General features: G+C 67.7%; 18 protein-coding genes and 1 other RNA gene. 16 read left to right on the top strand and 3 right to left on the bottom strand.

Annotation, left to right across the window (positions count from 1 at the left end):
* Positions 1-26: 26 nt before the first annotated feature.
* The 10 genes from rph to cydX all read left to right on the top strand — a co-directional run bounded on the left by rph (position 27) and on the right by cydX (position 9,967).
* Positions 27-758, top strand: coding sequence for a ribonuclease PH (gene rph, locus ABD024_RS03055; RefSeq protein WP_343849495.1), 732 nt, complete (start codon positions 27-29; stop codon positions 756-758).
* 5 nt (positions 759-763) lie between these two features.
* On the top strand, positions 764-1,366 hold the full coding sequence (rdgB, locus tag ABD024_RS03050) for an RdgB/HAM1 family non-canonical purine NTP pyrophosphatase (RefSeq protein WP_343849492.1): 603 nt from the start codon (positions 764-766) through the stop codon (positions 1,364-1,366).
* Positions 1,363-2,544, top strand: a complete 1,182-nt coding sequence (gene hemW, locus ABD024_RS03045) for a radical SAM family heme chaperone HemW (RefSeq protein ID WP_343849488.1) — start codon at positions 1,363-1,365, stop codon at positions 2,542-2,544. The genes rdgB and hemW overlap by 4 nt, the downstream gene beginning before the upstream one ends.
* 91 nt (positions 2,545-2,635) lie before the next feature.
* Positions 2,636-4,939 (top strand): DUF1631 family protein, encoded by a 2,304-nt coding sequence (locus ABD024_RS03040; RefSeq protein ID WP_343849485.1) that lies wholly within the window; start codon positions 2,636-2,638, stop codon positions 4,937-4,939.
* Positions 4,936-5,283: a PilZ domain-containing protein gene (locus tag ABD024_RS03035; protein WP_343849482.1), complete on the top strand. Its 348-nt coding sequence runs from the start codon at positions 4,936-4,938 to the stop codon at positions 5,281-5,283. Before ABD024_RS03040 ends, ABD024_RS03035 begins: the two co-directional genes overlap by 4 nt.
* 178 nt (positions 5,284-5,461) lie before the next feature.
* Positions 5,462-6,778, top strand: a complete 1,317-nt coding sequence (gene pepQ / locus ABD024_RS03030; protein WP_343849478.1) for a Xaa-Pro dipeptidase — start codon at positions 5,462-5,464, stop codon at positions 6,776-6,778.
* Between the two features lie 93 nt (positions 6,779-6,871).
* Complete coding sequence (gene cydP, locus ABD024_RS03025) at positions 6,872-7,102, top strand: cytochrome oxidase putative small subunit CydP (RefSeq protein WP_343849473.1); 231 nt, start codon at positions 6,872-6,874, stop codon at positions 7,100-7,102.
* A complete protein-coding gene (locus ABD024_RS03020; protein WP_343849469.1) occupies positions 7,099-8,670 on the top strand; it encodes a cytochrome ubiquinol oxidase subunit I in 1,572 nt (523 codons plus the stop codon). Before cydP ends, ABD024_RS03020 begins: the two co-directional genes overlap by 4 nt.
* 10 nt (positions 8,671-8,680) lie before the next feature.
* Positions 8,681-9,811, top strand: a complete 1,131-nt coding sequence (cydB, locus tag ABD024_RS03015) for a cytochrome d ubiquinol oxidase subunit II (RefSeq protein WP_343849466.1) — start codon at positions 8,681-8,683, stop codon at positions 9,809-9,811.
* 15 nt (positions 9,812-9,826) lie between these two features.
* Complete coding sequence (cydX, locus tag ABD024_RS03010) at positions 9,827-9,967, top strand: cytochrome bd-I oxidase subunit CydX (protein ID WP_343849464.1); 141 nt, start codon at positions 9,827-9,829, stop codon at positions 9,965-9,967.
* On the opposite strand, the gene ABD024_RS03005 is transcribed toward cydX, so the two are convergent.
* Together ABD024_RS03005 and ABD024_RS03000 are read right to left on the bottom strand one after the other, a co-directional pair.
* The gene (locus ABD024_RS03005; RefSeq protein WP_343849462.1) at positions 9,964-11,304 is read right to left on the bottom strand and encodes an aminopeptidase P N-terminal domain-containing protein; all 1,341 of its coding nucleotides are present in this window, start codon (positions 11,302-11,304) and stop codon (positions 9,964-9,966) included. The genes cydX and ABD024_RS03005 overlap by 4 nt on opposite strands.
* A complete protein-coding gene (locus ABD024_RS03000; protein ID WP_343849460.1) occupies positions 11,301-11,864 on the bottom strand; it encodes a UPF0149 family protein in 564 nt (187 codons plus the stop codon). The genes ABD024_RS03005 and ABD024_RS03000 overlap by 4 nt, the downstream gene beginning before the upstream one ends.
* Positions 11,865-11,973: 109 nt before the next feature.
* On the opposite strand from ABD024_RS03000, the gene ABD024_RS02995 reads away from it, so the two are divergent.
* The 6 genes from ABD024_RS02995 to rpiA all read left to right on the top strand — a co-directional run bounded on the left by ABD024_RS02995 (position 11,974) and on the right by rpiA (position 14,606).
* Complete coding sequence (locus tag ABD024_RS02995) at positions 11,974-12,213, top strand: TIGR02449 family protein (RefSeq protein ID WP_343854454.1); 240 nt, start codon at positions 11,974-11,976, stop codon at positions 12,211-12,213.
* Positions 12,214-12,221: 8 nt separating this feature from the next.
* On the top strand, positions 12,222-12,530 hold the full coding sequence (locus tag ABD024_RS02990) for a cell division protein ZapA (protein WP_343849458.1): 309 nt from the start codon (positions 12,222-12,224) through the stop codon (positions 12,528-12,530).
* A 77-nt stretch (positions 12,531-12,607) separates the two neighbouring features.
* A non-coding RNA gene (ssrS, locus tag ABD024_RS02985) (6S RNA) lies at positions 12,608-12,794 on the top strand.
* A 66-nt stretch (positions 12,795-12,860) separates the two neighbouring features.
* Entirely contained in the window at positions 12,861-13,481 is a 621-nt protein-coding gene (locus tag ABD024_RS02980; protein WP_343849456.1) for a 5-formyltetrahydrofolate cyclo-ligase, read from the top strand.
* An 11-nt stretch (positions 13,482-13,492) separates the two neighbouring features.
* Positions 13,493-13,930 (top strand): EVE domain-containing protein, encoded by a 438-nt coding sequence (locus ABD024_RS02975; protein ID WP_343854450.1) that lies wholly within the window; start codon positions 13,493-13,495, stop codon positions 13,928-13,930.
* 34 nt (positions 13,931-13,964) lie between these two features.
* On the top strand, positions 13,965-14,606 hold the full coding sequence (gene rpiA / locus ABD024_RS02970) for a ribose-5-phosphate isomerase RpiA (RefSeq protein ID WP_343849454.1): 642 nt from the start codon (positions 13,965-13,967) through the stop codon (positions 14,604-14,606).
* 97 nt (positions 14,607-14,703) lie between these two features.
* Here the strand turns inward: rpiA and ABD024_RS02965 are convergent, their stop codons facing one another.
* A complete protein-coding gene (locus ABD024_RS02965; protein WP_343849452.1) occupies positions 14,704-16,626 on the bottom strand; it encodes a chloride channel protein in 1,923 nt (640 codons plus the stop codon).
* Between the last annotated feature and the right edge of the window lie 191 nt (positions 16,627-16,817).

Below are 16,817 nucleotides of genomic sequence, written 5' to 3'. Positions count from 1 at the left end.
AACCTTGCCCAATCCGGCCACTCCCCATGAATTCCGTCACCCGCCCCAGTGGTCGCGCCAGCGACCAGCTGCGCACCGTCAGCATCGAACGCCACTACACCCGCCACGCCGAAGGTTCGGTGCTGGTGAGCTTCGGCGACACCCGCGTGCTGTGCACCGCCAGCATCGAGGATCGCGCCCCGGCCTGGCTGCGCGGCAAGGGCGAGGGCTGGATCACCGCCGAATACGGCATGCTGCCGCGCGCCACCAACACCCGCATGCAGCGCGAAGCGGCGCGTGGTGGCCAGGGCGGTCGCACGATGGAAATCCAGCGGCTGATCGGCCGCAGCCTGCGCGCCTGCGTCAACCGCCAGGCGCTGGGCGAACGCGTGATCACGCTGGACTGCGACGTGCTGCAGGCCGACGGTGGCACCCGTACCGCGGCGATCACCGGTGCCTACGTGGCCCTGGTCGACGCGGTGAACCTGCTGATGAAGCGCGAGAACCTCAAGCGCAACCCGATCGTCGGCGCGGTCGCGGCGGTGTCGGTCGGCATCTACCAGGGCGTGCCCGTGCTCGATCTGGATTACATCGAGGACTCCGGCTGCGACACCGACATGAACGTGGTGATGAACGACGGCGGCGGCTTCATCGAAGTGCAGGGCACCGCCGAAGGCCATGCGTTCCGCCGCAACGAAATGGACGCGCTGCTGGCGCTGGCCGAGAAGGGCATCGGCGAACTGGTCGCGGCGCAACGCGCGGCGCTGGCGCAGGGCTGAGCCCGATGTCGCGCATCGTGCTGGCCAGCAGCAATCCGGGCAAGCTGAAGGAATTCGGCGCCATGCTCGCCGACAGCGGCCTCGAAGTCGTGCCCCAGACCAGCCTGGGCATCGCCGACGCCGAGGAAACCGGGCTGGCCTTCGTCGAGAACGCCCTGCTCAAGGCGCGCCACGCCGCGCAGGCCAGCGGCCTGCCCGCGCTGGCGGACGACTCGGGCCTGTGCGTGGATCACCTCGACGGCGCGCCGGGGTTGTATTCGGCACGCTACAGCGGCGGCCACGGCGACGCCGGGGCGAACAACGCCAAGCTGCTGCGCGCACTGGATGGTGTACCGACGCAACAGCGCAGTGCATTCTTCATCTGCGTGCTGGTGCTGCTGCGGCATGCCGACGACCCGGCCCCGCTGATCGCCGAGGCGCGCTGGCACGGTCGCATCCTCACCGAAGGCCGCGGCAGCGGCGGCTTCGGCTACAACCCGGTGTTCCTGCCCGAAGGCTACGAACATAGCGTCGCCGAGATGGACGACGCGCTGAGGAACCGGCTCAGCCACCGCGGCCAGGCGCTGGCCCTGCTGCACGAGCGGTTGCGCGAGCTGCACCACCCATGAGCCTCATCGCGCCGCCACTGTCGCTGTACATCCACATGCCGTGGTGCGTGAAAAAGTGCCCGTATTGCGACTTCAATTCCCACGGCCTGCGCAGTGAGCCGCCCCCGTACGCCGACTACATCGACCACCTGCTGGCCGACCTCGACGCCGACCGCGCGGACTTCGCCACGGCACTCGAAGGCCGCCCGGGAATCGGCCGGCCTGTAATCAGCGTGTTCTTCGGCGGCGGCACGCCCAGCCTGTTCGCACCGGAACTAATCGCGCGCCTGCTCGACGGCGTGCGCGAGCGCCTGCCGCTGGCCGCGGACGCCGAGATCACCCTGGAGACCAACCCCGGCACGGTCGAGCACGGCCGCTTCGACGGCTATCTGGCGGCCGGCGTCAATCGCATTTCCTTCGGCGTACAAAGTTTCGACGACGACAAGCTGAAGCGGCTCGGCCGTATCCACTCGGCCGGCGAGGCGGAGGCCGCGGTGAAGTCCGCGCAGGACGCTGGTTACGAAAACATCAACCTTGATCTGATGTACGCGCTGCCGCAGCAAACCCTGGACGGCGCGCTGGTCGACGTGGAGCGCGCCGTGGCACTCGCACCCACGCACATCTCGCACTACCAGCTCACGCTGGAGCCGAACACCGCGTTCGCCGCCAACCCGCCGCCGCTGCCGGACGACGACCACGCCTGGGCCATGCAGGAAGCCTGCGAGGCACGCCTCGCCGCCGCCGGCTACGGCCAGTACGAGATTTCCGCGTATGCGCAGCCCGGCCGGCGCTGCGTGCACAACCTCAACTACTGGCAGTTCGGCGACTACCTCGGCATCGGCGCCGGCGCGCACGGCAAGCTCAGCGACGCCGCCAGCGGCCAGATCCACCGGCGCTGGAAGACCCGCGGTCCGCGCGCCTACCTCGAAGCCAACAGCGGCCCCGGCCGGATCGGTGGCGACAACGTGGTCAGCACCAGTGAGCTGCCGTTCGAGTACATGCTCAACGCGCTGCGCCTGGTCGACGGCGTGCCGACGGCCGCATTCGCCAAACGCACCGGCCTGCCGCCGGAACGCATTGCCGCCGCACTGGCGGCGGCGCGCCAGCGCGGCTGGCTGCACGACGACCCGCAACGGCTGCACACCACCGCGCTGGGCCAGCGATTTCTGAACGACGTGATCGGCGTTTTTCTCGACTGAAAAACGGCCATCCAACCCCCCGTCGCCCGGATGGCATAGCCGCCGCAACCGGCATAGACTTGCCGCTCCGGGGGAATTCACAGGTTCATGCATGGATGTCGGACACGATCGACGTCACTCGTCTGCGTCGCAGCAGGGCGACCGCATCGGCAGCGCGCGCTGGTCCGCACGCGCGCAACGCTTGCTGGAATCCAGCTACACGCTGTGCGCGGAAGGACTGCAGGAACCCCTGCGTCGTTGCCTGAGTGAATTCGAGAAACAGCTTTTCGCGCTGGCCGAGCGCGCGCACCACGCCGGCGAACAGCAGGATTGCTTCGCCAGCCGGCAGCGCGTGCTGCAGGGCCGCACCGCCTTCGCGCAACGTTTCATGGAACGCCTCGGCCGCGCGCTCAACGAAATCGACAGCGCCGCGGCCGGGCCGGCCACGGCTGCCACCGGCGTAAAGCCATGGCAATCGCTGGAACTGGTCGATCCCGCCGAGCAGGAAGTGTCGATGAGGCTGGAGCAACTGGGTGCCCGTGGCGAAGTGCGCCACAGCAGCGTGCTGCACGAACTGGGCCATCGGCTGGCGGTGCTGATCGGCGCGCCGCCGCTGGAAGGCCAGGCGCTGCCGCTGGGTCCGCACGTGCTGGCGCTGACCTGCCAGGCAGCCAGCGCCGAATTCGAGCTGCCGCTGAAACATCAGCTGCTGCTGCTGCACCATTTCGACCAATGGGTGATCCAGGCGCTGGCGCCGTTGTACGACATCATCAACGCCCGCCTGCAAGGTGACGGCATCCTGCCGCAGCTGCGCAGCATTCCGGTCCCGCGACACATCGGCAAACGGCCGCGCCCTGCCGCCGCCAGCGGCTCCGAGCCGGCCAGCGAGCCGACGCCGCCGGCCGGCAGCGCCGCCACGACGCAAGGCGCCGACGCCGGTTCCGGCAACGGCTCCGGCGACCCCATCGAGGTACTGGAGTCCCTGCGCGACCTGCTGGCGCGGCAACGCGCCGGCCAGGGTGGCGGCGGAAGCCAGTCGGCCGGCCGTGCCGCCAGCGAGCAGGAACTGCAATCCGCGCTGGGTGCGCTGCAGCAGCACCTGGCCCAGGTCACCGACCATGCCAGCCGCGAACTGCGCAGCGCCGCCCGCCTGCGCGAGGAATTGCTGGCCCAGCTCAATTTCGGCAAGCCCAGCGACGCGCCGCGCACCCAGCTCAGCGACGAGCAGGGCGACACGGTGGAACTGGTCGTGCGCTTGTTCGAGCAGCTTGGCCAGCAGCTGCAGCATGGCGGCAACGCCAGCAACCTGCTCAGCGACCTGCAACTGCCGGTGCTGCGCATGGCGGTAGCCGACCACGGCTTCTTCGAAAAGCGCGAACATCCGGCGCGACGGCTGCTGGACACGGTGACCGCGGCGGCAAACGACTGGCTCGACGGCAGCGACGACGAGAGCAACCGGCCGCTGGCGACCAAGCTCGAACAGTTGGTCAACCGTGCCAGCCAGGAGCCGCCCAGCGCCGGCCTGTACACCACTCTTCTGGCCGACATCGAGCATCACCTGGCCCTGCTCACGCGCAAGGCGCAGGCGGCCGAGCGGCGTCACGTGGAAGCGGCGCAAGGACGCGAGCGACTCGACCAGGCGCGCCATCGCGCCGGCGAGTTGATGACCGAACGTTTCACGCAATCGCCGCCACGCGGCCTGCTGCGCGCCTTGCTCGACCGCGCCTGGTCCGACGTGCTGGCGCTGACCTTGCTGCGACATGGCGAGGACAGCGAACCGTTCCGTGCGCAACTGGCGATCACCGACCAGCTGCTTGGCCGTCTGCCGGTGGACGATCGCCTGCAACTGCAGGTGGAAGTGGAGTCCGGCCTGCAGCAGATCGGCATGCACGCCGAAGAAGCCGTGCAGGTGGCGCAGCGACTGCTCGGCGCGGGCAAGCCCGACCCCGGCGTGGAACTGCCCAGCGCCACCGATCTCGCGCTGCGCCTGAAGCAGCACCAGCGTCTGGGCGAACAGCAGTCCGCTCCGCAGCACGAACCGGTGGCAGCGGCAGCCCATCCGGCCCAGGCACCGGAACCCAGCCCGCGTGAACGACGCATCGAGCAGCACCTGCGCGAGCTGCCGTTCGGCAGCTGGTTCGAGTTCATCGACCCGAGCACCGGGCAGATCGCCCGGCGCAAGCTGGCCTGGTACTCGCCGATGTCCGGGCGTTGCCTGCTGGTCAGCCGGCGCGGCCAGCGCGGCGAGGAAATGACCCTGATGCAACTCGCCCAGGAAGTGGCCAGCGGCCGCGTGTGCGAAGTGCCGGCGCAGCCGGAGAGCCTGCTCGACCGCGCCTGGCGCAGCCTCACCGGCAGCCTGCGCCAGCCGGCCGAGCCGCACCGCTCCACTCCGCCGGAGGCTGCCCGCCGATGAGCACCAGCAACCAGCGTCGCGCCGAACGCAAGCGCGCCACCGTCAACGCCATCGTCACCGACGTGATCAGCGGCCTGCCGATCGGCCACCTGGGCAACCTGTCCAGCACCGGCCTGCTGCTGATCAGCGCGCAGGCGCCACGCAGCGAGGCGCTGTACCAGGTCAGCATGACCCTGCCCGGCTCGGGCCGGCTGCTGGCCCAGTCGCAGCCGATCGAAGTCGGCATCCAGGAACAGTGGCACGAGGCCGCCGCCAGTTCGGGACAGATCTGGGCCGGTTACCGCATCGTGGCGATCACCGACGCCGACGCCGCCCGGATCGAGAGCTGGCTGGCGCAGGACTGACTCCGCGCCGGCACGCAGCTCGCTGGCGGCCGCAACGTGCACGCGTCATCATGGGCGCCTGCTTCCCCTTCCCCCAGTTCACCACGGGCCGTACCGGCCCTGCGCGCAAGCGGCCACCGGCAATCGCGGCACGCGCAGACGATCCGGCAGCAGGATGGCCCGCCGCCGAGGAATCACCATGCACGACCAACCCGCCTCGCTGTACCCGCACCATCTGGCCACCGTGCGCGAACGCGCCGACAAGGCCCTCGCGCTGGGCGGCTTCGACCATCTGCTGGTGGCTGCCGGCACGCCGCTGCGCAAGTTTCTCGACGACCAGGACTACCCGTTCGTGGTCAGCCCGCACTTCAAGCACTGGCTGCCGCTGACTGGTGCGCCGGGCAGCTGGATCGCGTACACCCCGGGGGCGAAGCCGAAGCTGGTGTTCGTGCAGCCGCGCGACTACTGGCACGTAGTGCCGGAAGCGCCGCACGGCTACTGGGCCGAGCACTTCGACATCGTCGTCGTGCGCAGCGCGGCGGAAGCCATCGCGCAACTGCCGGTCGGCACGCGCGCGGTGATCGCGCCGGCCTGCCCCGGCATCGACGGCGTGGAAATCAACAACCCGCAGCCGGTGCTCGACTACCTGCATTGGCACCGCTCGTACAAGACCCCGTACGAGCTGGCGCTGATGCGCGAAGCCAGCCGCATCGGCACGCGCGCGCACCGCGCCGCCGAGAGCGCGTTCCGCGCCGGCGAGAGCGAGTTCGGCATCCACATGGCCTACCTCGCCGCCGCGCGCCAGATCGACGCCGAGCTGCCGTACGCCAGCATCGTCGGCCTCAATGAACACGGCGCCGTGCTGCACTACACGAATTTCGACCGCACACCGCCGGAGCGCAGCCGCTCGTTCCTGATCGACGCCGGCGCCAGCGCCGCCGGCTACGCCAGCGACATCACGCGCACCCACGCCGCGCCGGACGCGTGGGAGTTCCAGGCACTGATCGACAGCGTCGATGTCGCCCAGCAAGGCTTCGTGGCCAGGGTGCGCGCCGGACAAAGCTATCCCGAGCTGCACATTCACGCCCACCACGTGCTGGCCGGTGTGCTGCGCGAGCACGGCTTCTTCCGCATGAGCGCGGAGAGCGCGGTCGAGTCCGGTGTCAGCAGCGCGTTCTTCCCGCACGGCCTCGGCCACCCGATCGGCCTGCAGGTGCACGACGTCGCCGGTTTCCAGCAGAGCGAACACGGCGGCACGATCGCGCGTCCGGACGGCCATCCGTATCTGCGCATGACCCGCATGCTGGAACCCGGGATGGTGGTGACGATCGAGCCGGGCCTGTACTTCATCGACATGCTGCTGGCCGAACTGCGCGACAAGCCGTTCGCCGCCGACATCGACTGGACCCGCGTCGACCATTTCCGCCAGTACGGCGGTATCCGCATCGAGGACGACGTGGTGTGCACGGATGGCGCACCAGAAAACCTCACCCGCGATGCGTTCGCACTGAACTGAGCCGGCATACGATGTGTGCTGCGACATTCGTCCACATCGTCACCACACCGCAGCGGCGTATGCTGATGGGCAGGCAATGCACGGATTCGTCGCATGTCCCGTTCCGCGGCATCCAATGCTCCACCCGAAAGCTCCAGCGCACCGCGACGTCCGCTGCGCCGACTGACGCTTGAGCTGTTCGGCATCGTCGCGCTGAAGATCGCGGCGCTCGTGTTGATCTGGTGGGTGGTGTTCGCGCCGCAGCCGAAACCCGATGTCAGCCCGGGCGCCATCGCGCAACGACTGGCCCCCGCCGTCTCCGCGCCACCGGAAGCCCATCCATGATCCTGATCGACGCCGATGTCGTCACGCTGTCGCGCCTGCAGTTCGCGCTGACCGCGCTGTACCACTTCCTGTTCGTGCCGCTGACGCTGGGACTGGTGTGGATGCTGGCGATCATGGAGAGCGTCTACGTGATGACCGGGCGCGAGGTGTGGAAGCGCATGGTGCAGTTCTGGGGCGTGCTGTTCGGCATCAACTTCGCGATGGGCGTGGCCACCGGGGTGACGATGGAGTTCCAGTTCGGCATGAACTGGGCGTACTACTCGCACTACGTCGGCGACATTTTCGGCGCGCCGCTGGCGATCGAAGGGCTGATGGCGTTCTTCCTCGAAGCCACCCTGATCGGCGTGTTCTTCATGGGCTGGGAGCGCATCTCGCGCATCAAACATCTGCTGGTGACGTGGTTCCTGGCGCTGGCCACCAGCCTGTCGGCGTTGTGGATCCTGATTGCGAATGCGTGGATGCAGCATCCGGTGGGTTCCGCGTTCAACGCCGAGACGATGCGGATGGAAGTGACCTCGTTCTCCGAGGTGTTCTTCAATCCGGTGGCGCAGGAAAAATTCGTGCACACGGTGAGCGCCGGCTACGTGCTGGGTGCGATGTTCGTGCTGTCGATCAGCGCGTGGTACCTGCTTCGCGGGCGCAACGTGGATTTTGCCAAGCGCTCGATGACGGTGGCGGCGAGCTTCGGGCTGGCGGCGGCGTTGTCGGTGGTGGTGCTGGGCGATGCATCCGGCTACACCGTGTCGCTCAACCAGAAGATGAAGATGGCGGCGATCGAGGCGATGTGGCACACCGAGCCGGCGCCGGCCGCGTTCACCCTGTTCGGCATTCCCGATGTGGACCAGCGCACCACCCACTTCGCGGTGAAGATTCCGTGGGTGATGGGCCTGATCGGCACCCGTTCGCTCGACGAAACGATGCCCGGCATCGCGGAACTGGTGGATGCCGCCAGGGGCCGCATCGGCAACGGCATCCAGGCCTATGACGCGATGCTGGTACTGCGCCAGGACAAGGCCAACGCGCAGGCCAAGGCCACGCTGGCCGCGCACGACCAGGATCTGGGCTATGCATTGCTGCTGAAGAAATACGTCGACGACCCGCGCCAGGCCACGCCGGCGGATATCCAGAAAGCCGCCGACAGCACCATCCCGAACGTGCCGGTGCTGTTCTGGGCGTTCCGCATCATGGTCGGCTGCGGCTTCTATTTCATCGCGCTGTTCGCATTTTCATTCTGGAAAGCCAGCACACGCACGCTGGACAGTCAGCGCTGGTATCTGCGTCTGGCGCTGTGGAGTCTGCCGCTGCCGTGGGTGGCGATCGAACTGGGCTGGATCGTGGCCGAATACGGACGCCAGCCGTGGGCGATCGAAGGCGTGCTGCCAACCGCGTTGGGCGTGTCGTCGGTCAGCGCCGGCCAGGTGCTGACGTCGCTCGGCGGCTTCGTGTTTTTCTACACCGCACTGGCGGTCATCGACGTGTTTCTGATGCTGAAGTTCGTGCGCAAGGGGCCCGACGGATTGGGCATCTGGCCGCCGGCGATAGCCGCCATGCCATCCGGCCAGCTCTGAGGACATCGCCATGTTCGACTACGCCACGCTGCGGGTGATCTGGTGGGCCTTGCTCGGCACGCTGCTGATCGGCTTCGCGATCATGGACGGCTTCGACTTCGGCGTGGCCGGCCTGCTCAAGGTGCTGGGCCGCGACAACGAGGAACGCAAGGTGCTGCTGGAAGGCATCGAGCCGACCTGGGAAGGCAACCAGGTGTGGTTCATCCTCGCCGGCGGCGCCACGTTCGCCGCGTGGCCGATGCTTTACGCGGTGTCGTTTTCCGGCATGTATTTCGCCATCGCGCTGGTGCTGCTGGCGCTGATCCTGCGCCCGGTCGGCTTCAACTTCCGCGGCAAGATCCACGACCCGCGCTGGGCTTCGTTGTGGGACTGGGTGCTCACCGGCTCCGGGCTGGTGGTGATGCTGGTGGCCGGCATCGCCTTCGGCAACCTGTTCCTCGGCTTGCCGTTCCGCTTCGACGACGACCTGCGCATGAACTGGCAGGGCGGCTTCCTCGACTTGCTGCATCCCTTCGCGCTGCTGTGCGGGCTGGTCTCGCTCGGCATGCTGCTGGCGCACGGCGCCTGCTTCGCCGCGCTGAAAGCCGATCACGCCATCGCGGTGCGCGCGGTGACGATCGCGCGCTGGACGACGCTGGTGTTTGCCGCGCTGTACGTGCTGGCCGGCGTGTGGCTGGCCTACGGCATCCCCGGCTATGCGATCGCCGGCCCGGTGATGACCGCAGGCGTTTCCAACCCGCTGTACAAGCAGGTCGCGGTCGGCGGCAGCTGGTTTGCCGGCTACATGCAGTACCCGTGGTTCTGGGCCGCGCCGCTGCTGGCGCTGGCCGCAGCCGTCGGCGTGCAGGCGCTGGTCGGCCGGCGCAGCGTGGCCGGTTTCATCGCCAGCAGCCTGATGGTGGGCGGCACGATCGCCTCGGCCGGCTTCGCGCTGTTCCCGTTCCTGCTGCCGTCCAGCCTCGACCCGCGTTCCAGCCTCACCGTGTGGGACGCGTCGTCGAGCCGCGGCACGCTGCAATTGATGCTGGTGGTTACCGCCATGCTGCTGCCGATCGTCATCCTCTACACCGGCTGGGTGTATCGGGTGATGCGCGGACGGGTCACGCTGGAGCAGGTGCGCAAGGCGCACGGCGGTTATTGAAGGGAGTATGGGCTGATGTGGTATTTCTCATGGATCCTCGGGCTGGGCTTGGCCTGCGCCTTCGCGATCCTCAATGCCATGTGGTACGAAGTGCACGCCACCGACGAGGCAAACCGGATGCGTGAAGACTCATTGCTGCCGGACGAGCTGAGCTAGCGAGCCGCCAGCAACGCCTCGATCGCCTCGGCCTCTTTCGGCACGGCCGCGGTCAGCACCTCGTTGCCGTCGCGGGTTACTGCCACGTCGTCCTCGATGCGGATACCGATGCCGCGCCAGCGCTCGGCCACCGAGCGGTCGTCCGGCGGCACGTACAGGCCCGGTTCCACCGTCAACACCATGTCCGGTTCGAGCAGGCGCGATTCGCCGTCGACCCGGTAGTCGCCGACGTCGTGCACGTCCAGACCCAGCCAATGGCCGGTCTTGGCGGGAAAATAGCGCCGATAGCTGCCATCGGCGACCACCATGTCGGCATCGCCCTTGAGCAGGCCGAGTTCGCACAGGCCTTCGGCCAGCACGCGCACCGCCGCCGTATGCGCCGCGGCGAACGGCCGCCCCGGACGCACCTCGTCGATTGCCGCCAGCTGCGCGGCCAGCACCACTTCGTACAACGCGCGCTGCTCGCGGCTGTAGCGGCCGTTGACCGGAAACGTGCGGCTGATGTCGGACGCATAGCAGTCCAGTTCGGCGCCGGCGTCGATCAGCAGCAGCTCGCCATCGCGCAACGTCGCGCGGTTGCTCTGGTAGTGCATCACGCAGGCATTCGCGCCGCTGGCGACGGTCGGCGCGAACGCCGGCACCGCGCCACGGCTGCGCACCACGCGCAGCAGTTCGGCCTCCACTTCGTACTCGTGGCGCCCCGGCACGGCAACCCGCATCGCGGCCAGGTGCGCGTCCACCGCGATCGCCGCGGACGCACGCATCAGCTTCAATTCGGCGCGCGACTTGTACAGGCGCAGATCGTGCAGCAGGTGGCCAAGCGCCACGAATTCCTTCGGCACCACGCCACCGCCGCGCAACTGGCGCAGGCGGCGCATCCAGCCAAGCAGTTGCGCATCGAACTCCGGCTCGCGGCCGAAGTGGCAGTAGACCCGGCCGCGGCCCTCGATCATGCCGGGCAGGATGTCGTCGATGTCCTCGATCGGAAACGCGTCGTCCATGCCGTGGTCGGCCACCGCCCGTTCGGTGCCGATCGACTGGCCGTGCCAGCGCTCGCGCTCGGGATCGTGCTCGCGGCAGAACAGCACCGCTTCACCGTGCCGGCGCCCCGGCAGCAAGGCCAGCACCGCATCGGATTCGGGAAAGCCGGCCAGGTAATGGAAGTCCGAATCCTGCCGGTACGGCCACGCCGCATCGGCGTTGCGCATGCGTTCGGGCGCGGCGGCGACCAGCAACACCGCGTCCTCGCCGGCCATCTGCATCAGCTGGCGCCGACGCCGCGCGAATTCGTCCGGGCCGATCGCCAGCGCGGCCAGTTTCGGGGCACTCGGGATCAATGCACGGTGCCGCTGGCGGACGGATCGGACGTGGCGCATTCGGTGTGCAGCAGCATTGCCGCGACGCGCACAAACTCCTGCACCTCGATCAGCGCGTCCTCGTCTTCGTCCTCGCTGCCGAAATCGAACGACGAAGCAGCCACCATGCCAAGGTCGCGCAGCACTTCCTGCGCCTCCTCCGACAGCTGCGCGTGCGCCGTGGTGCCGGCCAGGCCGAAACCGCCGAGGAAGCCGCGGCACCAGTCGACCATCGCCTCGGCGCGTTCTTCCAGCGGACGGTCATCCTCCGGCAGCAGCGGCTCGAAGCCCAGCTCCGGATCGGCCAGCTCGGATTCGCACTGCCGGGCCAGCCGGTCCAGCAAGGCCAGGTCATCTGCGGAGGGATTGCCTGCTTCGCCATCGAGCTGCAGTGCGGCCAGCACGGACGTGCCGCGCAGCGTGCCGCCACCGGCCAGATAGCCGCACAACGAGCCATGCAATTCGCTGGCCTCGGTGCCCAGGCGCAGGCGCATGATCAGTGCGTCGATATCGTCGTGGCCCACAAGTCCGGGTGCCGTCATGGCGGTACTCCTGCTGGGAATGACCGCCAGTTTAATGCAGCCGCCGGGCCTGCCGCCGCCCGGCCGCCGATGGGCTGACTTCCATCGGCGTCCTGCTATAGTTTCGGGCATGAGTACGCCTGAGCCCACCCCGTCCGATCCGGTCCATCAAGAGTTGGCCGCCCTGGCCCAGCAGCTTGATCGGCTGCTCGATACGGTGCGCCGGCTCACCGAGGAAAACCGCAGCCTGCGCCAGAGCCAGGAGCAGTTGTCCGGTGAGCGTGCGGGCCTGCTGGCGCGCAACGAGCAGGCCCGCAGCCGTGTCGAGGCGATGATCCAGCGGCTCAAATCGCTTGAAAGCAACGGCTGATAGAAACCATGTCCAGCAGTGAACCGGTCGCGCTGCGACTGATCGACCGAGAATTCCTGATCGCCTGCGCGCCGGAGGAGCGCGATGCTCTGCTCGAAGCCGCCGGCTTCCTCGACCGCAAGATGCGCGAACTGCGCGCAAATGCGAAAGCGCCCAGTTTCGAGCGGCTGGCGGTACTCACCGCGATCAGCGTGACGCACGAGTTCCTCAGTCTGCGCAAGCAGCATGACAACCAGGAACAGCGCCTCAGCGATGGCCTCGCCGCCTTGCGTAGCAAGCTTGATGCCGCACTCGAGGGCGAGCCGCTCAAGCGCTGATCGGCCACGACTGGATGAACACCGGCCATCCGTCGGCAGTGGCACATTCCAGGGCAAGCGCCTAAAATCGTCCACGGCGTTTTCTGCGATGTGCGCCAGCACACTCTTACATTTGCCTTGTTCCTAAATACGGCCCCGGGTCGGCTTAACATCGGCTGTTGTGCATGTCCGCCACGTGCGGAAAGCCTTGAGGCCATGTAGCTCTCCCACCTGATCCATCGTGGATCAAGGTCGTTCGGTGGGCAGCGGCATCGCGGTTGACGCCACTCATCCCCCCGCCCCGTTCGTCGCAGGACGAACGGGGCGAACTACGACGGAGCTGCGCGAAACGTGGACGCCACCGCCCAACGACGCGAGCTTCGCCAGCGCCTCGCCGAGCAACGCCGCGCCCTGTCGCCGGCCGAACGCATCGCCGCCGCGCAAGGCCTGCGTCGCAGCCTCGAACAGTTGCCCGAATACTTCACCGACACGCGCGTGGCCGGCTACTGGGCCAGCCACGGCGAGCTGCCGCTGAACCTGGTGATCCCGCCGCTGGCTGGTCGCGGCCAGCAGTTCCTGCTGCCGGTGATCGGCCGCAACAAGCATCTGCGCTTCGCCCCCTGGCAATCCGGCGACGCGGTGCAGCCGAATCGCTACGGCATCCCCGAGCCGGTCGCGCCGGGCGAACTGCTGGAGCCGTTCCAGCTCGACCTGGTGTTCGTGCCGCTGCTCGGTTTCGACCGCCGCGGCCATCGGCTTGGCCACGGCGGCGGCTACTACGACCGCAGCTTCGCCTTCCTCAACGAGCAGGTGCGCCCGACCGAACCGCTGCTGGTCGGCATCGCTTACGCGTTCCAGGAACTGCCCGAGGTCAGGAACAAGGCCTGGGATGTCCCGCTCGACTTCATCGCCACCGAGCGCGAGCTGATCGATTGCCACGCGCCTGTCCCCCATCCGGAGAATGCCGCGTGAACCACTGGCTGATGAAGTCCGAACCGGACGCGTTCTCGATCGACGACCTCAAGCGCAGGAAGCAGGAAGCCTGGGACGGCGTGCGCAACTATCAGGCGCGCAACTTCATGCGCGACGGCATGCGCCCCGGCGACAAGGTGTTTTTCTACCACTCCAACTGCGCCGTGCCCGGCATCGTCGGCATCGCCGAGGTGGCCACGGATGCGTATCCCGATCCCAGCCAGTTCGACCCGAAGAGCAAATATTTTGATCCGGGCAGTTCGCGCGACAAGCCGCGCTGGATGCTGGTCGACGTGAAGTTCGTGAAGAAACTCAAGCGCACGATCAGCTTGGACGAACTGAAGAACGATCCTGCGCTGATCGAGATGCCGTTGCTGCGCAAGGGCAACCGGCTGTCGGTGATGCCGGTCGACGCGGCCCACTGGAAATACATCCTCGCGCTGGAATGAGCGCGACCCGACTACCCTCCACCGGAATCCACCGATGAGCAACGCAAACGAAAAACGCCAGGCTGGCGAGGCCGCGATCCGCTACGTCGAGGACGGTGCCATCGTCGGCGTCGGCACCGGCTCCACCGTGGCGTTCTTCATCGACGCGCTGGCCGACCTGAAGGATCGCATCCAGGGCGCGGTATCCAGTTCGGAACAGTCCACCGCACAGCTGAAGCGGCTCGGCATTCCGGTGCTCGACCTCAACGCCGCCGGCCCGCTGACGATCTACATCGACGGCGCCGACGAATGCGATCCGCACAAGCGCCTGATCAAGGGCGGCGGCGCCGCGCTGACCCGCGAGAAGATCGTCGCCGCGGCGAGCGAAAAGTTCGTCTGCATCATCGACTCCAGCAAGCGGGTCGAGCTGCTCGGCAAGTTCCCGGTGCCGATCGAGGTGATCCCGATGGCGCGCAGCCTGATCGGCCGCGAGATCGTCAAGCGCGGCGGCCAGCCGGTGTGGCGCGATGGCGTGGTCACCGACAACGGCAACTGGATCATCGACGTGCACGGCTGGCAGATCGTCGACCCGGCCGCACTGGAGAGCGAGCTGAACCAGTTGCCCGGCATCGTCACCGTCGGCCTGTTCGCGCGGCGTCCGGCCGACGTGGTGCTGATCGGCGACCGCGAGATGTAAGCCATCCCATTGAGAACGCCGAAATGTAAAACGGCCCGTGCGGGCCGTTTTGCATTTCGGGAACCGGGAGCGAGCACACGGGCACGCCCGTCCAGGACTACACGGAAGGCGCGGGCTTGCTCGACTTGCCCAGCTTGATATGCCGGCCCTTGAAACGCGCCTCGCGCAGACGTTGGGTGTGGGACGTGAGAATGTCGCCGCGGGTGATGATGCCCACCAGCTTGCGCGGATCGTCCTCGCTGACCACGACCAACCGCCCGACTTTTTCGGCAACCATGTGATCGGCGGCATCACGCAGCGAGTGACTCTCACTGACCGCAATCGGTGGTCCCGAGAGCAGCTCCCCCAGCGCCAGCGTGTAATGCCACTGCGGGTCGAGCAGAGTACGTCGGGGCAGCATGCCTTTCACGTCACCTTGCTCGTCGACGACTGGATAGCTCCGATGCTGGGTATCGGCAGATTCCTCGGCGAGCCAGCGCCGCACTTCCGCCAGCGTCTGGGTCGTTTGCAAGGTCGCCACATCGCGCGAGCAAACCGTACCCACACTCACTTGTTCCAGGTAATCGGCCGCATATTCGGAGGGCACCTTGACGCCACGCCGCGCGATCTTCTCGGTCATGATGGTGTTGCGCATGATCAGCGCCGAGATCAGGTAGGCCGCGGTGCAGCCCCCCAGCAGCGGCAACAGGCTCGCCGGCTGGCGCGTGGTCTCGAAGGCGAACACCACGGCGGTCAGCAGCGCCCGCGAGGAGCCGGCGAAGATGGCGGCCATGCCCACCAGCGCGGCGATGCGCGGATCGACGCCGAAGCCGGGCATCACCTGGTTGATGCCGATGCCAATGACCGCGCCGAGCGAGCCGCCGATCATGAACAGGGGGGCCAGCGTACCGCCCGAGGTACCGCTGCCCAATGCGATCACCCATGAGATGAACTTCAGCGTGCCGAAGGTGAGCAACATGGTGAGGCCGAAGTGGCCCTGCACCAGGGCGTCGATGTTGTCGTAGCCCACGCCCAGGGTGCGCGGCTCGATCCAGCCCACGACGCCGGCCACCAGCGCACCGATGACGGGCCACCACATCCAGTGGATGGGCAGCTTCTCGAACAGATCCTCGACGCCGTACACCGCCCGGGTGACGCCGACCGAGGCGAAACCGACCAGGCCACCGATCAGCACGAAGCTGGCCAGCGCCCAGCCCCCCGGTTGCAGTACCTCCGGCATCGGAAAGACCGGCGCCGCGCCGTAGGTGGCGTAGCGCACGCCGACCGCCGTCACCGTGGCCAGTGCCACCGGGATCAGCGAGCGCGGACGCAGCTCGAACAGCAGTAGCTCCACCGCCAGTACCAGCGAAGCCACCGGCGCGCCGAACACGGCTGCCATGCCGGCCGCCGCACCGGCCGCCAGCAGCACCTTGCGCTCGTTCGCGGTGACGCGCAGCAGCTGGCCGATCAGCGAACCTATCGCACCGCCGGTGGAAATGATCGGGCCTTCGGCGCCGAACGGGCCGCCGGTACCGATCGCGAACGCCGAGGACACCGGCTTGAGCCAGGTGATGCGGGCGGGGATGTTGGATTCGTTGGTGAGGATCTGTTCCATCGCCTCGGGGATGCCATGCCCCTGGATCGCGCGCGAGCCCCAGCGCGCCATGATCCCGGCCAGCAGGCCACCGATGGCGGGGATCAGGATGACCCAGGCGCCCAGATGATTGTCTGCCGGCGACAGCACGAACGAGCCGCTGCGCGCATGGGGACCGATCACGTCCGACACCCGGCCGTAGAAACACAGGTCGGTGATCAGGTTGATCATCAGCATGAGCAGTTGGGCGACATAGGCCGCCGCCACGCCCAGGATCACCGCCAGCACACTGATCAGCATGATCCGATGAGTGACCAGGGTGGACTTGCGTGGCATGCGCGCCGCGTCCAGCGACAACCCCAGCGCGGGGGCGAGCGGCAGGGCGTCGGTGCTGCCGACCGTGCGCACGTCGGCGTGCCCGACGGGATCGTCAGAGGTTGGCGTCATCGAGGTTTCGCAACGGGGAAAGCGGAAATTTTACGCTGCTGCAGTGCGAAAAAAAAGGAAGAAGATCGCGTAACGACGCGTAATTTCATGCGATTTCGCGCATTTCCCGCGAACGTGGGCAACGCCGGCGTCCAGCCGCCGGCGCGCGGCAGACTCGGTATCGCCCACACGAAAATGCCCGCCGGAGGGCG

It is taken from the genome of Rhodanobacter soli (genome assembly GCF_039523495.1).
Classification (GTDB): domain Bacteria; phylum Pseudomonadota; class Gammaproteobacteria; order Xanthomonadales; family Rhodanobacteraceae; genus Rhodanobacter; species Rhodanobacter soli.
Note: the sequence above shows the minus strand (reverse complement) of the source record. Positions and strands in the feature narration are given on the sequence as shown.

Coding starts and splice junctions, on each gene's coding strand:
- rph (WP_343849495.1), top strand. CDS start 27: ATGAATTCCGTCACCCGCCCCAGTGGTCGCGCCAGCGACCAGCTGCGC.
- rdgB (WP_343849492.1), top strand. CDS start 764: ATGTCGCGCATCGTGCTGGCCAGCAGCAATCCGGGCAAGCTGAAGGAA.
- hemW (WP_343849488.1), top strand. CDS start 1,363: ATGAGCCTCATCGCGCCGCCACTGTCGCTGTACATCCACATGCCGTGG.
- ABD024_RS03040 (WP_343849485.1), top strand. CDS start 2,636: ATGGATGTCGGACACGATCGACGTCACTCGTCTGCGTCGCAGCAGGGC.
- ABD024_RS03035 (WP_343849482.1), top strand. CDS start 4,936: ATGAGCACCAGCAACCAGCGTCGCGCCGAACGCAAGCGCGCCACCGTC.
- pepQ (WP_343849478.1), top strand. CDS start 5,462: ATGCACGACCAACCCGCCTCGCTGTACCCGCACCATCTGGCCACCGTG.
- cydP (WP_343849473.1), top strand. CDS start 6,872: ATGTCCCGTTCCGCGGCATCCAATGCTCCACCCGAAAGCTCCAGCGCA.
- ABD024_RS03020 (WP_343849469.1), top strand. CDS start 7,099: ATGATCCTGATCGACGCCGATGTCGTCACGCTGTCGCGCCTGCAGTTC.
- cydB (WP_343849466.1), top strand. CDS start 8,681: ATGTTCGACTACGCCACGCTGCGGGTGATCTGGTGGGCCTTGCTCGGC.
- cydX (WP_343849464.1), top strand. CDS start 9,827: ATGTGGTATTTCTCATGGATCCTCGGGCTGGGCTTGGCCTGCGCCTTC.
- ABD024_RS03000 (WP_343849460.1), bottom strand. CDS start 11,864: ATGACGGCACCCGGACTTGTGGGCCACGACGATATCGACGCACTGATC.
- ABD024_RS02995 (WP_343854454.1), top strand. CDS start 11,974: ATGAGTACGCCTGAGCCCACCCCGTCCGATCCGGTCCATCAAGAGTTG.
- ABD024_RS02990 (WP_343849458.1), top strand. CDS start 12,222: ATGTCCAGCAGTGAACCGGTCGCGCTGCGACTGATCGACCGAGAATTC.
- ABD024_RS02975 (WP_343854450.1), top strand. CDS start 13,493: ATGAAGTCCGAACCGGACGCGTTCTCGATCGACGACCTCAAGCGCAGG.
- rpiA (WP_343849454.1), top strand. CDS start 13,965: ATGAGCAACGCAAACGAAAAACGCCAGGCTGGCGAGGCCGCGATCCGC.
- ABD024_RS02965 (WP_343849452.1), bottom strand. CDS start 16,626: ATGACGCCAACCTCTGACGATCCCGTCGGGCACGCCGACGTGCGCACG.